This is a genomic window from Leisingera sp. F5 (assembly GCF_001593695.1).
On the sequence record NZ_LUKH01000002.1, the window covers coordinates 26549 to 48067 of the forward strand.

Annotated in this window: 21 protein-coding genes; 5 read left to right on the forward strand and 16 right to left on the reverse strand. The window is 62.3% G+C overall.

Going from position 1 to position 21519, the window contains the following annotated elements:
* Positions 1-54 precede the first annotated feature (54 nt).
* Positions 55-348 (forward strand): putative quinol monooxygenase, encoded by a 294-nt coding sequence (locus A2I95_RS01420; RefSeq protein ID WP_291727050.1) that lies wholly within the window; start codon positions 55-57, stop codon positions 346-348.
* 15 nt (positions 349-363) lie between these two features.
* Here A2I95_RS01420 and A2I95_RS01425 read toward each other — a convergent pair whose 3' ends face one another.
* The 10 genes from A2I95_RS01425 to yajC all read right to left on the reverse strand — a co-directional run bounded on the left by A2I95_RS01425 (position 364) and on the right by yajC (position 7256).
* A complete protein-coding gene (locus A2I95_RS01425; RefSeq protein ID WP_291727053.1) occupies positions 364-903 on the reverse strand; it encodes a DsbE family thiol:disulfide interchange protein in 540 nt (179 codons plus the stop codon).
* Positions 896-1051 (reverse strand): heme exporter protein CcmD, encoded by a 156-nt coding sequence (gene ccmD, locus A2I95_RS01430; RefSeq protein WP_035920135.1) that lies wholly within the window; start codon positions 1049-1051, stop codon positions 896-898. The genes A2I95_RS01425 and ccmD overlap by 8 nt, the downstream gene beginning before the upstream one ends.
* Positions 1051-1782 carry a heme ABC transporter permease gene (locus tag A2I95_RS01435; protein ID WP_291727059.1) on the reverse strand — a complete coding sequence of 244 codons (732 nt, stop codon included), beginning with the start codon at positions 1780-1782 and terminating at the stop codon, positions 1051-1053. The genes ccmD and A2I95_RS01435 overlap by 1 nt, the downstream gene beginning before the upstream one ends.
* Positions 1783-1838: 56 nt before the next feature.
* Entirely contained in the window at positions 1839-2495 is a 657-nt protein-coding gene (gene ccmB / locus A2I95_RS01440; RefSeq protein WP_291727061.1) for a heme exporter protein CcmB, read from the reverse strand.
* Entirely contained in the window at positions 2492-3106 is a 615-nt protein-coding gene (ccmA, locus tag A2I95_RS01445) for a heme ABC exporter ATP-binding protein CcmA (RefSeq protein WP_291727063.1), read from the reverse strand. Before ccmA ends, ccmB begins: the two co-directional genes overlap by 4 nt.
* A gap of 88 nt (positions 3107-3194) precedes the next feature.
* A complete protein-coding gene (locus A2I95_RS01450; RefSeq protein WP_291727065.1) occupies positions 3195-3548 on the reverse strand; it encodes an Mth938-like domain-containing protein in 354 nt (117 codons plus the stop codon).
* Between the two features lie 12 nt (positions 3549-3560).
* Entirely contained in the window at positions 3561-4313 is a 753-nt protein-coding gene (locus A2I95_RS01455; RefSeq protein WP_027259179.1) for a TSUP family transporter, read from the reverse strand.
* Positions 4306-5274, reverse strand: coding sequence for a protein translocase subunit SecF (secF, locus tag A2I95_RS01460; protein WP_291727072.1), 969 nt, complete (start codon positions 5272-5274; stop codon positions 4306-4308). Before secF ends, A2I95_RS01455 begins: the two co-directional genes overlap by 8 nt.
* Position 5275: 1 nt before the next feature.
* Positions 5276-6937: a protein translocase subunit SecD gene (secD, locus tag A2I95_RS01465; RefSeq protein WP_291727076.1), complete on the reverse strand. Its 1662-nt coding sequence runs from the start codon at positions 6935-6937 to the stop codon at positions 5276-5278.
* Between the two features lie 34 nt (positions 6938-6971).
* Positions 6972-7256, reverse strand: coding sequence for a preprotein translocase subunit YajC (gene yajC, locus A2I95_RS01470; protein ID WP_027259182.1), 285 nt, complete (start codon positions 7254-7256; stop codon positions 6972-6974).
* 293 nt (positions 7257-7549) lie between these two features.
* Here yajC and serS point away from each other — a divergent pair, with 293 nt between their 5' ends.
* On the forward strand, positions 7550-8842 hold the full coding sequence (gene serS, locus A2I95_RS01475) for a serine--tRNA ligase (protein ID WP_291727079.1): 1293 nt from the start codon (positions 7550-7552) through the stop codon (positions 8840-8842).
* 112 nt (positions 8843-8954) lie between these two features.
* Here serS and A2I95_RS01480 read toward each other — a convergent pair whose 3' ends face one another.
* The 5 genes from A2I95_RS01480 to A2I95_RS01500 form a co-directional block, all read right to left on the reverse strand.
* A complete protein-coding gene (locus tag A2I95_RS01480; RefSeq protein WP_291727081.1) occupies positions 8955-9287 on the reverse strand; it encodes a hypothetical protein in 333 nt (110 codons plus the stop codon).
* Between the two features lie 198 nt (positions 9288-9485).
* A complete protein-coding gene (locus A2I95_RS01485) occupies positions 9486-10439 on the reverse strand; it encodes a fatty acid desaturase (protein WP_291727083.1) in 954 nt (317 codons plus the stop codon).
* A gap of 297 nt (positions 10440-10736) precedes the next feature.
* Positions 10737-12209 carry a ribosome biogenesis GTPase Der gene (gene der / locus A2I95_RS01490; protein WP_291727086.1) on the reverse strand — a complete coding sequence of 491 codons (1473 nt, stop codon included), beginning with the start codon at positions 12207-12209 and terminating at the stop codon, positions 10737-10739.
* Between the two features lie 72 nt (positions 12210-12281).
* Positions 12282-13604, reverse strand: coding sequence for a PQQ-like beta-propeller repeat protein (locus A2I95_RS01495; protein ID WP_291727087.1), 1323 nt, complete (start codon positions 13602-13604; stop codon positions 12282-12284).
* A 53-nt stretch (positions 13605-13657) separates the two neighbouring features.
* A complete protein-coding gene (locus A2I95_RS01500) occupies positions 13658-14329 on the reverse strand; it encodes a hypothetical protein (protein WP_291727089.1) in 672 nt (223 codons plus the stop codon).
* Positions 14330-14620: 291 nt separating this feature from the next.
* Between A2I95_RS01500 and A2I95_RS01505 the strand changes: the two genes are divergently transcribed.
* Both A2I95_RS01505 and A2I95_RS01510 read left to right on the forward strand, forming a co-directional pair.
* The gene (locus tag A2I95_RS01505) at positions 14621-15736 is read left to right on the forward strand and encodes an efflux RND transporter periplasmic adaptor subunit (protein WP_291727091.1); all 1116 of its coding nucleotides are present in this window, start codon (positions 14621-14623) and stop codon (positions 15734-15736) included.
* Complete coding sequence (locus A2I95_RS01510) at positions 15733-19563, forward strand: efflux RND transporter permease subunit (RefSeq protein WP_291727093.1); 3831 nt, start codon at positions 15733-15735, stop codon at positions 19561-19563. Before A2I95_RS01505 ends, A2I95_RS01510 begins: the two co-directional genes overlap by 4 nt.
* Before the next feature lie 77 nt (positions 19564-19640).
* Here the strand turns inward: A2I95_RS01510 and A2I95_RS01515 are convergent, their stop codons facing one another.
* The gene (locus A2I95_RS01515; RefSeq protein WP_291727095.1) at positions 19641-19967 is read right to left on the reverse strand and encodes a hypothetical protein; all 327 of its coding nucleotides are present in this window, start codon (positions 19965-19967) and stop codon (positions 19641-19643) included.
* 216 nt (positions 19968-20183) lie between these two features.
* On the opposite strand from A2I95_RS01515, the gene A2I95_RS01520 reads away from it, so the two are divergent.
* Positions 20184-21506 carry an AcvB/VirJ family lysyl-phosphatidylglycerol hydrolase gene (locus tag A2I95_RS01520; RefSeq protein WP_291727097.1) on the forward strand — a complete coding sequence of 441 codons (1323 nt, stop codon included), beginning with the start codon at positions 20184-20186 and terminating at the stop codon, positions 21504-21506.
* Positions 21507-21519: the final 13 nt, after the last annotated feature.

Sequence of the window (21519 nt, forward strand, 5' to 3'; positions counted from 1 at the left end):
AAATTTCCTGATTCCCGTCAAGCTGGCCCTGCCCGCTGCAACATGGAGCGTTTCGTGACGGAAGCCGTGATCATTCAATTGCACCCGCTGCCCGGTAAATACACCGAGCTGGCAGTTCTTGTGAAACAGATGGTGGCGGCGGTCCGCGGCTTTCCGGGATGCTTGCAAGCCGAAACCCTGCTCGCCCCGGACCGGGACGAGATTTCGGTCTTTCAAAGATGGACCGACGCGGAGGCGTTCAGCGAGTATCTGATTTGGCGTTCAAAGCAGGAAGATCTGCAGCTTGCCTTTGCGCTGTCGGCGAAGGAACCGGATTTGCGCAACTTCACCCTGCATGACCCGGGCTAAGGTGCGGACGCCTGTCTACTGGCCCGCCGCCTTTTCCATTGCCGGGCGCAATGTGCTTTCGATCACCCGCTGGGTGATCGGGCCGGCGAACCGCAGCACGATCTTGCCGTTTCCATCCACCACATAGGTCTCCGGCACCCCATAAAGGCCCCAGTCAATAGCCATCCGGCCTTTCTCATCCCGGCCGATCGCAGCGTAGGGATCGCCCAGCTCATTCAGGAACCCCTCAGCATTGGCCAGCTGATCCTTGTAGTTAACGCCATAGACCGGGATCCCCTCTTTGGACAGTGCCTCCAGGTTCGGATGCTCGGCCCGGCAGGGCGCGCACCAGCTGGCCCAGTAGTTCACCAGCTTCACGCTGCCGTCGCGCAGGGTGGCATCGCTGAACATTTCCTTGCCGGGAAATTCGTCCAGAACCACCGGCGGCGCGGGCTGGCCTTCACGGGCGGACGGCAGGCTGTTGGGATCCTCGCGGAACATGCCCACCAGGGCAAGACCGACAAAACCCGCAAACACGATACCGGGGACCGCCATCAGCGGAGAGATCTTAGCCATTGCGCTTCATCCGGGTTTCCAAGGTTTCCATTTCCCGGCGCACTTTGCGGCCGCGCAGGATTGTCAGCACCACCAGCGCCAGCAGCAGCAGCAGCGAGGCACCATAGGCCGACAGCACCGTATCGGCGTATTTTCCAAGATCAGGCATCAGGCCTCCAGCCGTTCGCGCGCCATCAAGGCCTTGATGCGGCGGGCGCGGATTTCAGTTCCCGTGCGGTAGAACACCAGCGCAAGGAACAACAGAACAAAGCCTGCCATGCAGACATAAAGCGGGTTGGAAAACGCATCGGCCACGTTTTCCTTTTCGTCCAAGGACAGCGACGCCCCCTGATGCAGCCCCTGATTCCAGAAGTTCACCGCGTAGCGGCTGAGCACCGCAAAGACTGACCCGACCAGGCACAGGATCGAGGTGAGATCCGCGGCGGTGTCGGGATTGTCGATCGCCTCCCACAGGGCAATGTAGCCAAGGTAGAACAGGAACAGCACCAGGAACGACGTCAGCCGCGGATCCCAGGCCCACCAGGTGCCCCACATCGGCTGGCCCCAGATCGCGCCGGTGATCAGGGCAATCACCGTCATCACCACACCCACAGGTGCCGCGGCCCGGGCCGCCAGCGCGCTCACATGGTGGCGGCGGATCACCCAGACCAGCGAGGCCACCAGCATCATGAACCAGGCATTGATCGCCATCAACGCCGAGGGCACATGCAGGAAGATGATCTTGACAGTGGAGCCCTGGCGGTAATCGTCCGGCGTGAAGAAAAAGCCCCAGATCAGCCCCGCGCTGATCAGCACGGCAGAACTGATCCACAAGACCGGCATCACCTTTTCGGTGGTGGTCAGGAACTTCTTCGGATTGGCGTATTCCCAGATCGACATGTTGGCTATTTAGCTCTTGTTCTCGGGTTTCTCAATTCACGGCGTCGGCAAATGTCCTAGCGCAAATTGACGCGCAGGACAGCGGCGCTGGCAAAGGGCAGCAAGGCGATGGAGGCGGCGGAGATGCCGGCCAGCAGCAGCATCGGTGTTTGAACAGCCATGCCTTCGGCGCCACGGCGGGCAACTTCGGAGCCAAAGATCAGCGTCGGCACATACAGCGGCATCACCAAAAGCGACATCAGCAGACCGCCGCGTTTCAGCCCGACGGTCAGCGCGGCGCCGAAGGTGCCGATGACAGACAGTGCCGGCGTGCCCAACAACAAGGAGATGACCAGCCATTGAAATCCCTGCACCGGCAGGTTCAGCAGCACGCCAAGCACCGGCGCCGCCATCACCAGCGGCAGGCCGGTGGTAATCCAATGGGCCAGCGCCTTGATGGTGACGGTGCTTTCCAGCGGCAGCGGCGCGGTGGCCAGCAGGTCCAGCGAGCCGTCCTCCCAATCCAGCGCTAGCAGGCGATCAAGGGACAGAAGGCAGGCGAGCAAGGCGCCCAGCCACAAAACGCCGGGCGCGATCCGCGCCAGCAATTCGGACTGCGGGCCGACAGAAAACGGCACCATGACCGTTACGATCAGAAAGAACGCGAGGCCAAGGCCAAAGCCGCCGCCAGCCCGGAAGGCGAGCTTCAGGTCCCGCAGCAATAGAGCAATCACAGGAAGCCTCCGTCAAAGTCGTCCAGTGCCAGCGGCTTGGCCTTAAAGGGTCCGACATCCAGCACCGCGGCCTCAAGCCCCAGATCGATATGGGTGGCAATCAGCGCCGAGCCGCCCTGCCCCAGATGCGCCCGCACGGCGTCTGCGAACATCGCAACTGAAGTCTTGTCGAGGCTCACCGTCGGCTCATCCATGATCCAGATGGGACGGCCCGTGACCAGCATCCGGCTGAGGCCAAGACGGCGCTTCTGGCCCGCTGACAGCGCACCGGCCTGCCGGTCGCGCAGGGTTTGCAGATCAAACCCGTCCAACGCCTGTTCAATGCCATTGCGGCCAAAGACACTGGCCCAGAAAGTCAGATTTTCGGCAACAGTCAGTGTCGGCTTCAGCCCGTCGGAATGCGCCGCATAGGCGATCTGGTCCTCGGCGCCATCGACCCGGCCTTTCAGCGGCGGCTGCAGCCCGGCAACGGTGCGCAACAGGGTTGTCTTGCCGATGCCATTCGGCCCGCGCAGGATCAGCGCCTTGCCAGGATCCAGCGCAAAGCTCACCCCCTCCAGCACCGGGATGCCTCCGCGCGCCACGCTCAGATCCGTCACAGTCAATGTCATGAAGTTCGCTTATCCCGTTGTGCCCGCGCATCAAAAGACCATGCAGCCGCGCCCCGCTTTGCGGCAGGTCAAATACATCTTCAGAAAGTCAGACCGCCAGCGCCGCCATTGCAATCCGGCGCCCCTCGGACAGCAGCACATTGTAGGTGCGGCAGGCCGCGGGCGAGTTCATCACCTCAACCCCAAGCCCGGCCCCCTCCAGCGCCTTGCGCAGATCTGCCGGGATATGGGCGATTTCCGCGCCGGTTCCAATGAACAGGACGTCGATCTCCCCGGCCAAAGCCAGCAGCGGCGCGTCATCCGCATAACCGCCCCAAGGGGAGGTTCCCGCAGCCGAAGTCAGCACCGCCCCCTGATGCACCTGCCCGCCGATGCGGAAGAACCCGGCGCCATAACCGTCAATCGGCTGCGCGTCGGTAAAACTCACTTCATTCAGACGCATGGGTGGGTCCTTTCAATCGAATACCGGGAGGCTGGATAGCACGGCCAGCGCAATCACGGAATAGGAGGCAAAGCGGTAAAGCTTCTCCAGCTTGGGATCAAACAGCGCCTTGCCGGTCAGCGTGGTGACAACATAGGGGATACCCAGCAGCGCGGCCAGGATCACCGCCTGCAGGCTGGCCAGTCCGCCAAAGATCAGGTTGACCGCAATCACCACATCCAGTGCGGCGAGGAAGACAATTGTATTGGCCCGTACCCGCGCCACGTCACGCACATTGGCGAGATAGAAAACAATAATCACAGGTCCTGTCAGGCCGGTCATGCCGCCAACAACGCCGGCAGCGCCGCCAATGGCAAACCGGCCGGGCCAGCCCAGCCGCCCCTGCCAGCGCCAGCCGGAAACCACGGCGGCCAATGTCACCCCGATCACCCCGGCAGCAAGCCAGCGCAGGGTCAGCGGATCCAATTGCGACATGACCCACAAACCGGCGGGCACGGTGACAGCAGCGGCCATCGCCAGCGCGCCAACTTCAGCCTTGTCGGCCTTGCTCCAGGCCTGCGGGAACAGGGTGATGGTGGAGAACACCCCCATCAGCACCATCAGAAACACCACATCCGCAGATGGCAGGAATTGTGCGCCGACGGGCACAAAAATCATCGCGGTGCCAAAACCAGTGAAGCCGCGGACAAGACCCGCGGCTCCAATAGTCAGCAAAAGCCAGAACAGCCCCGGCGTTTGCAGGGCTGCCTGAAAAGCCTCAAGCATCAATGTTCGAGAACTGGTTGCCGGTGGTGTTTGCCTGTTTCGACCAGTCGCGCTTCACCCCCAGCTTCAGCAGGATGGTGGAGGCCACGAAGACCGACGAATAGGTCCCGACCAGCACCCCCCAGATCATCGCAAAGACAAAGCCGCGGATCACGTCGCCGCCCAGCACATAAAGCGAGATCAGCGCCAAGAGCGTGGTGACAGAGGTCATCACCGTCCGGCTGAGGGTCTCGTTGATCGAGATATTCAGAACCTCGGCCAGGTCCTTCTTCTTGTAGCGGCGCAGGTTCTCGCGCACCCGGTCGAACACAACCACCGTATCGTTCAGCGAGTAGCCGACGATGGTCAGCAGCGCCGCAATGATGGCAAGGTCGAACTTGATCTGCAGTTCAGAGAACACACCGATGGTCAGTACCACGTCATGCACCAGCGCCGCCACAGCGCCGAGGGCAAACTGCCATTCGAACCGCAGCCAGATGTAAACAAGCACCGCCGCAATCGCCAGCGCGACCGCAATCACCGCCGTGGTGATCAATTCTCCTGACACTTTGGGGCCAACAGATTCGACCGACACGAACTTGATGCCGGGCGCTGCTGCGTCCAGCGAAGTCTTGAGCGTTTCAATCATCTCGCCCGAGATCGCCTCGCCATCTTCCTGAGCCTGGATGCGGATCATGGCGACGTGCTGGTCTTCCTCGAACGTCGGGTCGAACACCTCGGTGATTGACACGTCTCCAAGGTCAAGCGGCGCAATGGCATCGCGGTAAGCCCCCACATCCACGGCCTCTGCCGCCTCGGTCCGGATGGTGGTGCCGCCGCGGAAGTCGATACCGAAGTTCAGCCCCTGCAGAAGGAAGGAGGCAAAGCCCACCACCATCATCAGGGCAGAGATGCCCAGCCACAGCTTGGCACGTTTGAAGAAATCGAAGGAGGTGCCTTCGGGAACAAGTTTCAACCGCATATCACACCTCAATCGTTTTCGGACGGCGCCGTTCAAACCACATGATAACGATCAGGCGGGTAACAAAGATCGCGGTGAATACCGAGGTCATGATACCCAGCCCCAGGGTGATCGCAAAGCCGCGCACCGGGCCGGAGCCCATGGCGAACAGGATCACCGCGGTGATGAATGTGGTGATGTTAGCGTCAAGAATGGCGCTCAGCGCCTTGGAGTAGCCTTCGTCAATCGCCTTGGCCGGACCGCGGCCCGCCTTCAGCTCTTCACGGATGCGTTCGAAGATCAGCACGTTGGCGTCCACCGCCATACCGACCGTCAGCACGATACCGGCGATGCCCGGCAGCGTCAGGGTACCGCCAATGAGGCTAAGCATGCCAAAGATCAGCGCGATGTTCAGGATCAGCGCCACATTGGCAAAGAGGCCGAACAGACCATAGCTGAGCCCCATGAACACCAGCACCGCGATAAAGGCCACGATGGTGGCGATCTTGCCGGCATCAATGCTGTCCTGGCCCAGTTCCGGGCCAATGGTGCGTTCTTCCAGGAACTCCAATCCGGCGGGCAGTGCGCCTGCGCGCAACAGAACAGCCAGGTTGGTGCTTTCCTCAATGGAGAAATTGCCGGTGATGATACCGGAGCCGCCCGGGATATGCGACTGGATCACCGGGGCCGAGACGACCTCGTCATCCAGCACGATGGCAAAGGGCGAACCGATGTTTTCCGCCGTGTAGTCGCCGAACCGGCGCGCCCCCGAAGTGTTGAAGCGGAAGGTCACCGCAGGCCGGCCGTTCTGATCGAACGAGGGCTGCGCATCCACAAGGTCCTCGCCAGTCACGACAGCGGCAGCTTCGATGGTATAGTAGATGCCGTCCTCATCCAGCGACGGGATGATCTTATTGCCAATCCCCGGTGCAGCATCTGCATCGCTGCCGCGGCCAACAACCGGGTTAAAGGTCAGCTGCGCTGTGGTGCCGATGATCGCCTTCAGTTCCGAGGCGGAGCCAATGCCCGGCACCTGGATCAGGATGCGGTCAGCGCCTTGGCGTTGGATGGTCGGCTCGCGGGTGCCGACCTCGTCGATCCGGCGGCGCACGATTTCCAGCGCCTGGCGCACGGTGCGGTCGTCCGAGGCGGTCTTCTCTGCCTCGCTCAAGCGCACCACCAGGATGCCGGCTTCGGCGGAAACTTCAATGTCGTTGGCGCCCACACCGGTCAATGTGGTAATCGGATTGGCCAGCTCGCGCACGACCTCCATCGCCCGGGCCATGCCTTCAGGCTTGGTGATTTTCACGCGAATCTGATCCGCCTGCCCCGGCTGGCGGCGGAAAGTGCCGACGGTGCCGCGCTCGGGCCGCAACGCATCACGCACCTCCGGCCACAGCGCATCCATCCGCGCCTCATAGACGTCGCTGACCTGCACTTCTGCCAGCAGATGCGCACCGCCGCGCAAATCGAGACCTAGGTTTACCAGCCCGGACGGCAGGAACGAGGGCCATTGGCCCGCCGCCTCCAGCCGCTCCGGTGTTTCACCCTTGGTTTCAATATCCGCCACGGCGTCATTGGCCTGTTCGACGCGGGTGTAAAATCCATTTGGCAGGGCAAGCATCAGACCTGCTGCGCATACCAGCCAGATCAGCACCCTCTTCCAGAGATCAATTTGCAGCATTGCCCTGCCTTTTCAGTTTGTTATCGGTCCAAGCTTACGACACAGGGTCGGTTTTGCTCAGCACCTGGGCAATGGTCGCCTTGACGACGCGCACTTTCACACCATCGGCGATTTCCACTTCAATCTCGCCGTCTTCCTTGACCTTGGAGACCTTGCCGATCAGACCGCCCTGGGTCACTACTTGGTCACGCACGCGCAGCTGGTCGACCATCTTCTGATGCTCTTTCATCTTCTTCTGCTGCGGACGGATCAGCAGGAAGTACATGATCGCGAAGATCAGAATAAGCGGGAGAAATTGGGCGATTGCGCCACTGTCCATGGGATATTCCTTCTGTCAAAGCGGCCTGAGGTTTCACGCCGGAATTTTGCAGCGGAACCTATGCGCTGGGAGGATGGGTTGCAAGGCTGGCGCAGAGCAAAAGCGCTGCCGGGAAAGGCCGTTGCAGGATTGCCTGGATGCCACGCCGGGAATGGCCGTCCAATCCGCTGGCCCAGTGCCTGGAATCCCCAAGTTGCACATAGACCGCGCGCGCCTCTTCCCCTTTGTTCACCCTTGCGTCATAGGATGGACCTACTGATTCAAATCACAATTCAACGCTAGGAGAGACTCTCATGCATGACATCCGCGCTATCCGCGAAAACCCTGCCGCATTTGACGCCGCTATGGCGCGGCGCGGGGATGCGGGCGTGTCATCCGAGATCCTGGCACTGGACGAGGCGCGCCGCGCCAAGATCCAGGCTGCAGAAGCCGCACAGGCCCAGCAGAACAAGGCCTCCAAGGAAGTCGGCGCCGCCAAAGGCCGCGGCGATGACGCCGAGTTTGAACGCCTGCGCGCACTGGTGGCCGAGAAGAAAGCCGAAGTGGCGGCGATGAATGCCGAGGCCAAGGAACTGGACCAACGGCTGACCGACATGCTTGGCACCATTCCCAACCTGGCGCACGACGATGTGCCGCTGGGCGAGGATGAGGACGACAACGTCGAAATCCGTCGCTGGGGCGAACCCAAAACGCTCGATTTCGAAGCCAAGGAGCATTTCGAGATCGAAGGCGTTAAGCCCGGAATGGATTTCGAGACCGCGGCCAAGCTCTCGGGCAGCCGCTTTGTGGTGCTGTCCGGTGCGGTTGCCCGGATCCACCGCGCGCTGGCACAGTTCATGATCAACACCCATGTGGACGAGAACGGCCTGACCGAGGCCTGGACGCCGGTGCTGGTGCGCGAAGAGATGATGTATGGCACCGGCCAGCTGCCCAAGTTCGGCGAGGACAGCTATAAGACGACCAACGGCTGGTGGCTGGTTCCGACCGCCGAGGTGACACTGACCAACATCGTCAATGGTATGACGGTTGAGGAAAGCTATCTGCCCCGCCGCTATGTGGCGCACACCCAGTGCTTCCGCTCCGAGGCCGGTTCAGCCGGCAAGGACACCTCCGGCATGCTGCGCCAGCACCAGTTCGAGAAGGTGGAGATGGTCTCGGTCACACATCCGGACAAAAGCGGTGAAGAGCATGAGCGCATGACCCGCTGCGCCGAGGATATACTGGAGCGCCTGGGCCTGCCCTACCGTACCATTGTGCTGTGCACCGGCGACATGGGCTTTGGCGCCCGCAAGACCCACGACATCGAGGTCTGGGTGCCTGGCCAGAAGACGTACCGCGAGATTTCTTCGGTTTCGGTCTGCGGTGATTTCCAGGCCCGCCGGATGAATGCCCGGTTCAAGCCTGAGGGTGGCGGCAAGCCGCAATTCCTGCACACGCTGAACGGCTCCGGCCTGGCGGTTGGCCGTTGCTTGATCGCAGTGCTGGAAAACGGCCAGCAGGCGGACGGTTCGGTCAAACTGCCAGAGGTTCTGGCACCTTATCTGGGCGGCAAGCTGACCCTGACCGCCGATGGCGCGCTGGCCTGACCCACTGGCCTGACCCACTGGCCTGAACCACTGGCCTGACCCAAACGCCAAAGCAAAACAGAAACCGGCGCCCAATGGTGCCGGTTTTTTCATTTCATTCAAGGCTTTGAGGTTACTTCTTCGCCTTCTTCCTGCTGGCACCTTTGGCTGCAAGAATAGCCTGGGCCTTTGCCTTTTCTTTCTCGATGGCTTTTTTCGCTTTCGCTTTGACCTTCTTGGCCTTCTGCTTGGCTTTAATTCTTGCCGCTGCAAATTCCACCGCCAGCTGCGCCGTTTTGCGCTTGGCTTTACGGGCTTTGGCCTGCGCCTTGGCCGCTTTGTCCTCCGCTGCCCGGCGCGCGGCCTCGGCGGCTTCCAGCTTGGCGTTCAGCTCCCCCTTCAGCCCATCAGATGCCTTATCTGCAGGTGGTTTGGCCGTTTTCTTCTCTGGCGCCTTTCCGTTCACAGGCCGGATCTCCTTCTAATTGAGTGCGCACGGCCCGGCAGTCGCAGCCGTCTGAGCTTTGGCATACTCCAGCAGTACCACCGCAAGCCTGGCTCCGGTACCCGCGATTGTGTGCAGCAGCGGTTTCCCCGAAGCGGCCAGATCAGACGTGCCTGGACGATTAGTGCTGGCTGCGACCCCTTGCAACAGAGGCCCCTATCAGCCCGGAAAGGGCACCAGGCATTTCTTATCCTCATCCCACAGCTTCAGTGTCAGCGCCCGCACTGCTTCGCCAAATTTAATCCGGCGCAGCCCCAGTTCCGGTGGCAGGCTGTAGTGGCACTGGCGCAGACGGTAGGACGGGATACGGGCGTTGTAGTGGTGAATGTCATGCAGGGTGATATTGGCTACCGCCATGTCGAAGACCCAGCCGAAATCCAGGCAAGAGGATCCCTGCAGCGCCGCCACCTGCGGGTTCAGGTCCGGGCGGCGGTCCCAATAGGTGTCCTCAAAATTATGCTGCAGGTAGACCAGGAACACTCCGATCATGCCGCCCAGGAATGAAAACGCCAGCCAGACCAAGATGCCGGTCATCCCCGCCGCCCGGTAGAGCAGCACCAGCAATGCGGCAATCACCAGATTGTGCAGGACCACTCCCAGCGCACCAAAACGCACGGTGTTCTTGGGCCAGCGGTAGCGGATGAAATATGTAAACGCCGCACCCAATGGAACCAGTACAAACGGATTGCGGTACAGGCGGTAACCCAGCCGGTCCCAGACTCCGGCCTTGGCCCACTCCCGCACCGTCATGGTGTGGATCTCACCCGTCTCCCGGTGTTCCAGGTTGCCGATGTTGGAGTGGTGCAGATTGTGGTTCTGTTTCATCACCTCAAACGGCGCAAAGGTGAAAGGCGACAGCACATGGCCCGCAATCTCGTTCTGGGTCCGGGTTTCAAACAGAGAATGGTGCCCGGTGTCATGCTGCAGCACATACAGCCGCACTGCGGCAAAGGCAAAAACAACCCCTGCCGGCAGCATCACATACCAGCGGTCCGCATAGGTTACAGCCACGGCAAGCGCCGCAAAATAGACCGCAAATGTGCCGAAATAGCTGAGCGACGCCAACCGGTTATCCGGTTGCGTGAATTGACGCGTATGTGCCCTCAGATCCATGAACCCGTCCCTAAAGCCGATGCGTGACAGCCGTGCAAACCGCGCACCCCGTCCAAAGTAAATGTCCAGATAACGCCGCCTTAGACAAAAACAAGGCTGCCACCGGACAAACCATTCAACTTGAAGGGTATCAATCTGCAGCAGGGAAGGAAACACAGGGAGGCGATACCCGGGAATTGGCAGGCAAAAGGCCGCTCACCTCTGTGAAACGCAAAAACGCCGCCCGTCAGGGCGGCGCCGGGCCCAACGGGCCAAGGTATTCTGTGAATGCCGCGGGCCGGGCGGGAGCGCCCAGCCCTAGCTGGATCCGCCGCCGCGCTTATTCAAATGCTTGGCCAAAGCGCCGGCATTCTTGGCGCGCTTGCCCTTATAAGGGTTCTTGTCGCCCTGGCCGCGCATATACAGGCGGATCGGCGTGCCGGGCATATCGAAATCCTCGCGCAAGCCGTTGACCAGATAACGGGTGTAGCTTTCCGGCAGCTTGTCGGGATGCGAACACATCACCACAAACCCGGGCGGGCGGCTCTTGGCCTGGGTCATGTAACGCAGCTTGATCCGCTTGCCCTGCGGCGCCGGCGGCGGGTGCTGCTCCAGCATGCCGACCAGCCAGCGGTTCAGCGCCGCGGTCGGCACCCGGCGGTTCCACACGGTATAGGCCCGCATGATCGCGTCTTGCAGCCGGTCCAGCCCCTTGCCTGTTTTGGCCGAAACCGTCACCAAAGGCGCGCCCCGCAGCTGCGGCAGCAGGCGGCCAAAGGCCTCTTTCAGATCGCGCAGCTTTTCCTGCTTGTTGTCTTCGATGTCCCATTTGTTGACGGCCACAACAACCGACCGGCCCTCGCGCTCGGCCAGGTCGGCAATCCGCAGGTCCTGCTGCTCAAACGGGATATCCGCATCCAGCAGCACCACCACAACCTCGGCGAATTTCACCGCGCGCAGGCCGTCGGAAACGGACAGCTTTTCCAGCTTTTCCTGCACCTTGGCCTTCTTGCGCATGCCGGCCGTATCAAACACCCGCATCGGCACGCCGTTCCAATTCATCCGCAGCGAGATCGCATCACGGGTGATGCCCGCCTCGGGTCCGGTCAGCAGCCGGTCCTCGCCCAGGATCTTGTTGATCAGCGTCGACTTGCCCGCGTTGGGGCGGCCCACAACGGCAACCTGCAGCGGCTTGGCATCGGTCGGCTCGGGGATGCTTTCAATGTCGTCCTCACCGATTTCCTCGTCCAGCACCACATCGGTGACCGGCGAATGATCCACCGCCTCGGATTCAAACTTCTCTGCCAGCGGCATCAGGACCGAATAAAGATCCGGCATCCCTTCGCCATGCTCGCCGGACAAGCGCAGGGGCTCGCCCAAGCCCAGGCTATAGGCCTCCAGAACACCGGCTTCTGCGGCGTTGCCTTCGGCCTTGTTGGCAACCAGGATCACATGGGCGGATTTGCGGCGCAGGATGTCGGCAAACAGCTCATCGGTCGGTGTCACGCCGGTGCGCGCATCGATCATGAACATACAGATATCGGCCATATCCACCGCCCGCTCGGTCAGGCGGCGCATGCGGCCTTCCAGCGAGTTGTCGGTGGCATCTTCCAGACCCGCGGTATCAATCACCGTGAACCGCAAATCGCCCAGCCGCGCTTCTCCCTCGCGCAAATCGCGCGTGACACCCGGCTGGTCGTCGACCAGGGCCAGCTTTTTGCCCACAAGGCGGTTGAACAGGGTGGACTTTCCCACATTGGGACGGCCCACGATGGCGAGGGTAAAGGACATCAGACCAGCTTTCTGCGATTCAGACGCGGCTCATAACGCATCCGGGCGGCATCCGCCACCCGGAAACACTGCTCAGCGGTATGCCAGCAATTCACCCATGGAGGAAACCACGTAAAGCGTGCGCCCTGCAACAACCGGTGCGGTGGTGGCGCCGCCCGGCACCTCGGCGGTGCGGATCAGGCTGCCGTCCTGCGGGTTGAAGAACCGCAGCAGGCCGTCGTTGGAGGCGACGATGATCTGCCCGCCCGCCAGAACGGGGCCGTAATGCACATGGATCCGGCCGCGCTTGCCCGGCTTGTCTTTCACATATCCTGGCAGATCCACCGCCCAGACCACCTCGCCGGTGCTGCCGTCCAGACGCAGCAGCTGATTGATGTCGCTCACCTGAAACAGGCTGCCGCCTGCGGGCCATGCGGTTCCAGAGGCGCCTTCGCGCGCGGTCCACAGCCGGTCGCCGGTTTCCAGATCGATCGCCACGGTGCGGCCCGAGTTGTTGCCTGCGTAAAGGCGCTTGCCAGCGACCACCGGCGCACCGGTCACATCGCTGATCCGCGACAGGGTCCGGCCGGTGCGCTGGCCGGAGACCGAGGCGCTCCAGCGCCGCAGGCCGCCGCGGCGGAACGTGGCAATCAGATCGCCGGACCCAAAGGCAAAGACCGTCAGATCATTGGTCACCACAGGCGCAGGCGCGCCAAGGATATTCGACGCCGAGGGCGAAGCTTCGATTTGCCAGGCAATGCGGCCGTCCTTGGCCTTGACGGCCCAGCCGGTATCATCCCCCGCGACCAGATAGACCAGCCCGCCGCTGACCCGCGGCTGGCCGGATCCGGTGGCATCCAGTTCCTGACGCCAGATCAGGCTGCCATCGGCAGCATCCAGCGCTGTCAGCACGCCATAGCCGGAAGAGATGTAAAGAACACCGTCATCATATGCCAATCCGCCGCCGGTGGCCTGGCCCTCGTCATCTTCTGCCGGGATCAGCGTGCTGCGCCACAAGACCTGGCCCTGCGGCGACACCGCCGAGACCTGTGCTGCACTGTCCAGCGCGTAAATGCGCCCGCCGCCGACAACCGGTGTTGCCGTGATGCGCTGACGCCGGCCGTCGCCGTCACCGATGGACGCGGACCAGATCCGCTGCGGCGCCGCCGACAGCGCCGGATGCGATGTGCGGCCGGCCTCGGCGCCATGGCCCTGGGCCCAGCTTGCATTCGGCACTTGCTTGGGCAAGGAAATCGCGCGGGATTGGTTGACCGCTTCAATGGCGGCCTCCGGACGGATGTCCTCGCGTTCACCGCGCAGGATGATCTCCTCTTCCGCACAGGCGGCCAGAATTGCCGCCGCCGCGGTGCCGCACAAAAAAGCCCGTGCCCGGGAGAAAGTTTTGTTTTTTGTCATTGCCCTGCCCTGTCTGCCGTTCGTGTTCCGCAAGTTCCCATCCGCGGAGCGCCTTACCCCTCAGGCGCAGAGGCATCCTCAAGGGAGCCGCCAAGCGCCACAATCACCTGAGTTGCACGTTCTTTCAAGTCTGCACTCACAGCCGCATCCGCCGCAATCCCGCGGAGCCGTGTGATTGCGGCCTCGTTGTTGCCCTCTTCAATATCCAAAAGCGCCAGCTGTTCGGATGCCAGCAGTGACAGCGGTGCGCCAGGCTGGGCCAGCGCCTCATATTGCAGACGCCGGTCGGCTGCACTCAGGGTTCCGGACTGCAAGGCCAGCGCCTTGAAGCTGGCGATATGGCGGTAAATCAGCGGCAGCTCGCCATTGACCGCCACGGCTTCCAGCCGCGCCACCGCCTCAGCAGTCTTGCCCGCGTCCGCCAGCGCACCGGCTTCAAGCATCTTCAGAATAGCCGCGCCGCCTGCGCTTTCGGCCGAAACCGCTGCCAGCGCTTCAGACCGGCTGCCGCTGCCGTCAATCTCCAGCGCCGCGGTGATCGCATCCCCCAACGCTTCGGCCGCGGCCTGGTCCTGTGCCTTGCTGTACTCACGGAAGGCAGCGCCGCCAACGATCAGCGCCACCGCAGCGCCGCCGATCCAGCCATAGCGTTTCAGCATCAGGAAAAGCCGGTCGCGGCGGACCTCTTCGGTCACCTCATCGATAAAGCTGTCGGTATCGCTCATGAAAAGCCCCTGGTATGCGCGGCCCGGACGTTCCGCCCAAACCGGTATTGAATGCGTTGCGCCCCTCTTAACCCGGCTCAAAGCCCAAGCCAAGTGGCCCGTTTGCACCAGAAACGCCGGCAATTACGCCAGAAAAGCAAGAAATGTGAACTAAACCACTTAGTTTAGAATGGACATCTCCTATATCAGGCTTATCACATACGCGCGACTCCCGTTGTGAGCAGGCCCCGCCGTATTCTGGCTATGGCTCATTTTGCACCCGGGACCAGACAAGAAACAGGAAGACCCGACATGCGTATCATTCCGATGCTGACTGCAGTGGCTGTGACGGCTGGCCTCTATCTGGTGGTGATTGAGCGCGACGACCTGATGGCCTTTGCCCGTGGCGAGAATGCCCCCGAGGCAGCCGAGGCCGAAGCCGGCACTGATGACGGCCAGGCGCTGACCCAGGCCGCAGACACGCGCGTTGGCGTGGTGGCCCTGCAAAGCAAAGCGCGCACCATTGGCAGTGCGGTCATCCTGCGCGGCCAGACCCAGGCGATCCGCCAGGTCGAGGTTCGCGCCGAGATCACATCGACCGTGATTTCCGAACCTCTGCGCAAAGGGTCGCATGTTAAAAAGGGCGACCTGCTGTGCGAGCTGGACCCCGGAACGCGCCCGGCCATGCTGCTGCAGGCGCAGGCCCAGCTGAAAGAAGCCCGGATCAATCTGACCGCCTCCGCTAAACTGTCCCAGGGCGGTTACGCCTCGGAAACCCGGCTGGCTTCATCCGAGGCCCTAGAACGGACGGCGTTGGCCGCTGTGGCCACTGCTGAAAAAGAACTCAGCCATCTGACCATCACCGCGCCGTTTGACGGTCTGCTGGAGAGCGACACCGCCGAGCTGGGCAGCCTGCTGCAGCCCGGCAGCCTGTGCGGCACGGTGATCCAGCTCGACACCATCAAGCTGGTTGGCTACGTGCCCGAGGCCGAGGTGAACAAGGTGACCCTGGGCGCCACGGCCGGCGCCGAACTGGCAACCGGCCAGCACGTGCAAGGGGAAGTCACATTCCTCAGCCGCTCTGCCGACCCGAACACCCGCACGTTTGAGGTGGAAATCACCGTGCCCAACCCGGATCTCAGCATCCGTGACGGCCAGACCGCGGATATTGCGATTTCTTCAGCCGGCCGGCTTGCGCATAAGCTGCCGCAATCGGCGCTGACGCTGAACAACGAAGGCAAGCTGGGCGTGCGTGTTGTCGGTTCCGACAGCACCGTGGTATTCTACCCTGTGCAACTGCTCAGGGATGAGGCCGACGGCGTCTGGCTCGGCGGCCTGCCTGAAACTGCGGATGTGATCGTGGTGGGGCAGGACTTTGTGACCGAAGGCGTCGCCGTGGCGGCCACCTACCGGGAGACTGAACAGTGATTGGCATTGTCGATTGGGCTGCCGGCCGTGCCCGGATGGTCCTTGCCTTTATAGCAATCTCGCTGCTTGTCGGCGGCGTCGCCTATTCGATGCTGCCCAAAGAGGGCGAGCCGGACATCGAAATCCCCGCCCTGTTCATCTCGGTCCCCTTCCCCGGTATTTCCGCCGAGGATTCCGAATCCCTGATGGTCAAGGTGATGGAGACCGAGCTGGCCGATCTTGACGGGCTCGACAAGATGACCTCCACCGCCGCAGAAGGCTATGCCGGTGTGGCGCTGGAATTCGATTTCGGCTGGGACAAGACCGCGATCATGGCCGACGTGCGCGACGCCATGGACAAGGCCGAGGCAGAGTTTCCCGAGGGCGCCGAGAAATACTCAATCACCGAGATCAACTTCTCGGAATTCCCGATTGTCATTGTGAACCTGACCGGCGCAGTGCCGGAACGCACGATGGCGCGTATTGCCAAGGACTTGCAGGACGATCTTGAAGCCCTGGACGCAGTGCTGGAAGCCGGGATCGCCGGCAACCGCGACGAGATGGTCGAGGTGCTGATCGACCCGCTGCGGCTGGAGGCCTATAACGTCACAGCACTTGAGCTGATCAATGTTGTGCAGAACAACAACCAGCTGATTGCGGCAGGTGAAGTGGAAACCGCGCAGGGCACCTTTGCGGTCAAGATCCCCTCCTCGTTCGACGAAGTGAAGGATATCTATCAGCTGCCGGTCAAAACCAACGGCGACCGTGTGGTCACCCTGGGGGAACTGGCGCAAATCAACTTCACCTTCGAGGACCGGGTCGGCACTGCCCGGTTTAACGGCGGCGACACCGTGGCGCTGCAGGTGGTCAAGCGCAAGGGCTACAACGTTATCGACACCGTCAACATGGTGAAAGAGACGCTGGAAGCCTCCAAATCCAAATGGCCGCCGGAACTGCAGGCCGCGGTTGAAGTCGGCACCTCCAACGACCAAAGCCGCGTGGTCGGTTCCATGGTCAGCCAGCTGGAAGGCTCGGTCCTGACCGCCGTGGCGCTGGTGATGATCGTTGTTTTGTCCGCGCTTGGCAGCCGCGCTGCGCTGCTTGTCGGCTTTGCGATCCCGACCTCGTTCCTCTTGTGCTTTGCCTTCCTGGCGCTGATGGGCGTAACCATTTCAAATATGGTGATGTTCGGCCTGATCCTTGCCGTGGGCATGCTGGTGGATGGCGCCATTGTGATTGTCGAATACGCCGACAAGCGCATTAAGGAGGGCACCGGCCCGATGCACGCCTATGTCGAGGCTGCACAGCGGATGTTCTGGCCGGTGGTCTCTTCCACCGCGACCACGCTCTGCGCCTTTTTGCCCCTGCTGTTCTGGCCCGGCGTGCCCGGAGAATTCATGGGCATGCTGCCGGTCACCATGATCTTCGTGCTGTCGGCCTCGCTGGTGGTCGCGCTGATCTACCTGCCTGTCATGGGCGGTGTCACCGGCCGTATCAGCCGCACGTTTGAGGGCGCCTCCCGCGCCTTGCGCATGGTTGCACCCTGGTGGCTGCGCGCCGCTTTGGTGCCGGTGGCCATGTGGGGCATGTTTGCAGGCGCCATGCAGATGCTGAACCCGTCGTACCTGCTGGGCGGCGGGGCCGGCGGATTGGGCGGCGTGCTGTTTGGCGGGCTGGTCTTCACACTTGCCTCCTTTGCCGCTTCCATCACCCTGAGTGCGGTCAAGATCGAGCGCGAGCAGAAAGAGGTTACCCCCGGTTACCACCACACACCTTTTGGCCATGTGATCAAGTTCATCGCCGGCAACCCGGTAATGCCCATCGTGACCATCGCCGTGGTGGCATTCTCCATCATGACAGTGTTCAAAACCTTTGGCGAAAACAACCTGGGCGTTGAATTCTTCGTGGATTCGGAACCGGAACAGGCCACCGCCTATGTCCGCGCGCGCGGCAACATCTCGCTGCAAGAAAAGGACGAAATGGTCCGCGCAGCCGAAGACATCATCCTGCAGCACCACGCGGTGATCAACGTCTTCTCCTTTGCCGGCGACGGCGGCCTGAACACCGACAGCTCCGGTGCGCAGCTGCCGCCCGACACCATCGGCCAGGTCCAGTTCGAGATCATCCCTTGGGAAGACCGCCCCACCGACAGCGAGCCGTTGGACGGCTGGTTCGGCGGGTTGCTGAGCAAGTATCTGGGCTTTGAAAAAGAACTCATTGCCGAGGAATACGACGGCAACACGGTTCTGGAGGAGCTGAACGCCGAAATGGTCAAGCTGCCCGGGTTCGAAGTTGAGGTCCGCGCCTTGGCGCAAGGTCCTGCCTCGGGCAAACCAGTGCACCTGCGCCTGCGCGGCGACGGCTGGGAAGACCTGACCTCTGCCACCGTGACCGCGCGGGAGCATTTTGAAAACACCCCTGGCCTGATCCTGATCGAGGACAGCCTGCCGCTCCCCGGCATCGACTGGCAGATCAACGTGGACGTCGAAAAAGCCGGCCGTTTCGGCGCCGATGTGGCGACCGTGGGCGCGATGGTTCAGCTGGTCACCCGCGGCATCCTTCTGGACACTATGCGGGTCGACAGCTCGGACGAGGAGATCGACATCCGCGTCCGCCTGCCGGAACAGGACCGGGTGCTGTCGACGCTCGACACCCTCAAGGTCCGCACATCCGACGGGCTGGTGCCGCTGTCCAACTTCGTCACCCGCCAGCCGGTGCCGAAACTGGCCCAGATCAACCGCATCGGCCAGGAACGGTTCTATGACGTCAAAGCCGATGTGGATGCAGGTCTGAGCAAGGCCGTGACCGAAGATCCGGAAACCGGCGAAATGACCCGTTTGGCGCTGCTGAAGGACGTGCCCGAAGGCACACCAGCGACCGGAGAAACCATCGTCGCGCCCAATGGCAAGACCCTGCAGCTGGTGCAACTGACGGGTGCCGAAAGCCTTGAGGCGCTGAAGGCAGCACTTGAGGATGGTGCCAGGATCAGCCCGGTGAACCCGAACGAGCGGATCGCCGTCATTACCGAGTGGCTGGAAAGCGACCCCCTGCCCCGCGGCATCGGCTGGGAATGGACTGGCGATCAGGAGGAGCAAGAGGAATCCGGCGCCTTCCTGTCCAAGGCGTTCGCCGGCGCGCTGGCGCTGATGTTCGTGATCCTGCTGGCCCAGTTCAACAGCTTCTACAACGCCGCACTGGTGCTGCTGGCAGTGGTGCTGTCCACCACTGGCGTGCTGATCGGCATGATGGTGATGCAGCAGCCGTTCTCGATCATCATGACCGGCACCGGCATCGTGGCGCTGGCGGGGATTGTGGTGAACAACAATATCGTGCTGATCGACACCTATCAGGAGTTCGCCCAGCAGATGCCCCGGATCGAGGCGATCATCCGCACCGCCGAGGCGCGTATCCGCCCGGTGCTGCTGACCACCATTACCACGATGGCGGGCCTGACGCCGATGATGTTCGGCGTCAGCCTCGATTTCATCAATGGCGGCTATTCGATCGACAGCCCCACTGCGCTGTGGTGGAAACAGCTGGCAACCGCGGTGGTCTTCGGCCTGGGCATCGCTACCGTGCTGACCTTGGTCGTCACCCCCTCGCTGCTGGCAATCCGGGTATGGTTCTCCACCTACATGCGTGCCTTGGGCCGGGCGCTGTCGCGGATCACCCGCGGCCGCTCCAGCCGCATTGCCCAGGACTCGCGGCTGTTCAAAAAGGCGCGCCAGCTGCCGACGACGGAGATCCAGTGGGTTGAAAGCGAGGCCCCTGAAACGGCTGAAGATCCAGCCGATGAGGGACAACCCGAACCGCCCGCGCCACAGGGCCGCCTGCGCGCAGCCGAATAGTCCGGCCACCAAAAAAGCCCCGCTCCGGCGGGGCTTTTCCTTTGCAGCAGCCGGGGAACGCCCCGCCCTTGGCTGGATCAGTCGGTAAAAGTGTATTCGCCCAGATCACACAGATCGAGACCAAAGTCTTCTGCCTCGGACCCATCGTCAAAGCTGCCGCGGATGTCGTAAACGCAGGTGGTTGCACCGTCGGCAATCACAACGCCGATCTCATACCCAGGCGCCAGATAGCCGCCATCCATCAGGTTTTCTTCCCAGTTGCTGGAAGACGCCGGGGATACGTTGAATTCAACCAGGTCAGCACTGCTGTCATTGATCAGCAGGAATTCCAGGTCTTCAGCAAAGGCCGGGGCCTGAAAGGCCAGGAGGGCAGCTGCGGCGGCGGCAGGCAGAAGGGTCTTCATCTATGTGTCCTTTCAATCAGGTCAGCCGGCGCCTGTGCCGCTGATCCCGGAATGACAGCACTTTAGTTTCGCCACCTTGCCGGTCAATGGGGAAAGCAATTGCCGCGTTCCCTTACGTAAGCGTCTACATGGAACAGTCCTGGTTCCGTTCACTGTTCCGCAGGGAAGTTTTGCATATTCTGGCTGCAAAAGAGACTGAGCCGGGAAAGGCAGCACATGGCGCGACACCTTACTATGCGGAAAGGATTTGCCGGGGCCGCGGCGCTGTTGCTTCTGGCTGCCGGCACTTATCTCGGCCAACCGGGTGCGCGCGGGCTTCAGCCATCCGCTGTCATAACTCCGGACGGCAAGGAGGCCCGCTCAACAGCGCTGATCATCACCGGCGCCGAAGGCTGGACCAGGGAACTGGCGGACCGGGCGCAGCGCCTGTCGGACATGCACACCCTGGTCGTGGGCGTTGACGGGCGGGCGCTGCTGGCGCAGGCGGGCGGGGATTGCGCTGCCGCCGCGCCGCTTTTGTCCGGCCTGGCCCGCCGCACGCAGCAGCAGCAGGGCGCGCTCGCCCGCACTCCGGTATTGTCCGGCTATGGCGCGGGCGCGGCCATCGCCTTCCACGCCGCCGCCGCCGCGCCCAGCAGCTTCAAGGGGCTCGTCACCGTGCACTTTGATGCATCCCCTGTGCCCTGCGCAGGCAACGCCCTGAAAGATGCGCAGGCTGGCAAGGCCCCGGTGCGATGGCTGGACATCGCGCAGCCGGGAACCGTCTCGGCCGCCAGCGGCATCGCGGGCGCCGCCGTGGTCGCGCCGGAACCTGATCCGCGCCGCGCGTTTTATCAAAGCTACCTGCGTCTGGCGGGCACCGATCACGCCTTTGACACGCAGACCGCCGCCGCAGGCTCCGGCCTGGACAGCCTGCCTCTTACCATTCACCAGCAGGCGGATGCGCCAGCCAGCGATACCTACGCCATCTTTCTGTCCGGCGATGGCGGCTGGGCCAATTTTGACGAGCAGGTTTCCGACCGGCTGGCCGCACGGGGCATCCCGGTGGCCGGTATCTCCAGCTTGCGCTACATGTGGCAGGAGAAACGCCCGGAGCAGATCGCCGCGGATCTTGTCCGCATCGACTCTCATTTCCGCCGCGTGTTCAGGCGGGACAAGGTTCTGCTGCTGGGGTTCTCGCTTGGCGCCAGCACCCTGCCCTTCGCCGCCGCAGAGGTGCCAGAGGATTTTCGGGCTCGGCTGGCGGGGGTCGGCCTGATCGCGCCTGAGACCCATACCGGATTTGAAATCGTTGTTGGCGGGTGGCTGGGCCGGCAGACCGGCTCGGTTGCGGTGGCCCCGGCGATTGACGTTTTGGCCGCCAGCCTTCCACCCAAACGGATCCTGTGTCTGTATGGCCGCAAGGAAACTGTCAGCGCCTGCCCAGCTGTGCAGCAACCTGGCGCTCAAAGATTGGAATTCGACGGCGGGCACCATCTGGGCAAAGATTACAGCCGCATTGCCGATGCCCTCGCAACGTTAGTGTCTTCAGGTCCTTAGCCCCGGAACCCCG

What these genes read in the sequence shown, in the direction of transcription:
- A2I95_RS01515 (WP_291727095.1), bottom strand. Translation starts at nt 19,967, where the DNA reads ATGAAGACCCTTCTGCCTGCCGCCGCCGCAGCTGCCCTCCTGGCCTTT.
- serS (WP_291727079.1), top strand. Translation starts at nt 7,550, where the DNA reads ATGCATGACATCCGCGCTATCCGCGAAAACCCTGCCGCATTTGACGCC.
- A2I95_RS01435 (WP_291727059.1), bottom strand. Translation starts at nt 1,782, where the DNA reads ATGTCGATCTGGGAATACGCCAATCCGAAGAAGTTCCTGACCACCACC.
- secF (WP_291727072.1), bottom strand. Translation starts at nt 5,274, where the DNA reads ATGCGGTTGAAACTTGTTCCCGAAGGCACCTCCTTCGATTTCTTCAAA.
- A2I95_RS01455 (WP_027259179.1), bottom strand. Translation starts at nt 4,313, where the DNA reads ATGCTTGAGGCTTTTCAGGCAGCCCTGCAAACGCCGGGGCTGTTCTGG.
- yajC (WP_027259182.1), bottom strand. Translation starts at nt 7,256, where the DNA reads ATGGACAGTGGCGCAATCGCCCAATTTCTCCCGCTTATTCTGATCTTC.
- ccmD (WP_035920135.1), bottom strand. Translation starts at nt 1,051, where the DNA reads ATGCCTGATCTTGGAAAATACGCCGATACGGTGCTGTCGGCCTATGGT.
- secD (WP_291727076.1), bottom strand. Translation starts at nt 6,937, where the DNA reads ATGCTGCAAATTGATCTCTGGAAGAGGGTGCTGATCTGGCTGGTATGC.
- A2I95_RS01450 (WP_291727065.1), bottom strand. Translation starts at nt 3,548, where the DNA reads ATGCGTCTGAATGAAGTGAGTTTTACCGACGCGCAGCCGATTGACGGT.
- A2I95_RS01485 (WP_291727083.1), bottom strand. Translation starts at nt 10,439, where the DNA reads ATGGATCTGAGGGCACATACGCGTCAATTCACGCAACCGGATAACCGG.
- A2I95_RS01425 (WP_291727053.1), bottom strand. Translation starts at nt 903, where the DNA reads ATGGCTAAGATCTCTCCGCTGATGGCGGTCCCCGGTATCGTGTTTGCG.
- ccmA (WP_291727063.1), bottom strand. Translation starts at nt 3,106, where the DNA reads ATGACATTGACTGTGACGGATCTGAGCGTGGCGCGCGGAGGCATCCCG.
- A2I95_RS01500 (WP_291727089.1), bottom strand. Translation starts at nt 14,329, where the DNA reads ATGAGCGATACCGACAGCTTTATCGATGAGGTGACCGAAGAGGTCCGC.
- A2I95_RS01495 (WP_291727087.1), bottom strand. Translation starts at nt 13,604, where the DNA reads ATGACAAAAAACAAAACTTTCTCCCGGGCACGGGCTTTTTTGTGCGGC.
- A2I95_RS01520 (WP_291727097.1), top strand. Translation starts at nt 20,184, where the DNA reads ATGGCGCGACACCTTACTATGCGGAAAGGATTTGCCGGGGCCGCGGCG.
- A2I95_RS01505 (WP_291727091.1), top strand. Translation starts at nt 14,621, where the DNA reads ATGCGTATCATTCCGATGCTGACTGCAGTGGCTGTGACGGCTGGCCTC.
- der (WP_291727086.1), bottom strand. Translation starts at nt 12,209, where the DNA reads ATGTCCTTTACCCTCGCCATCGTGGGCCGTCCCAATGTGGGAAAGTCC.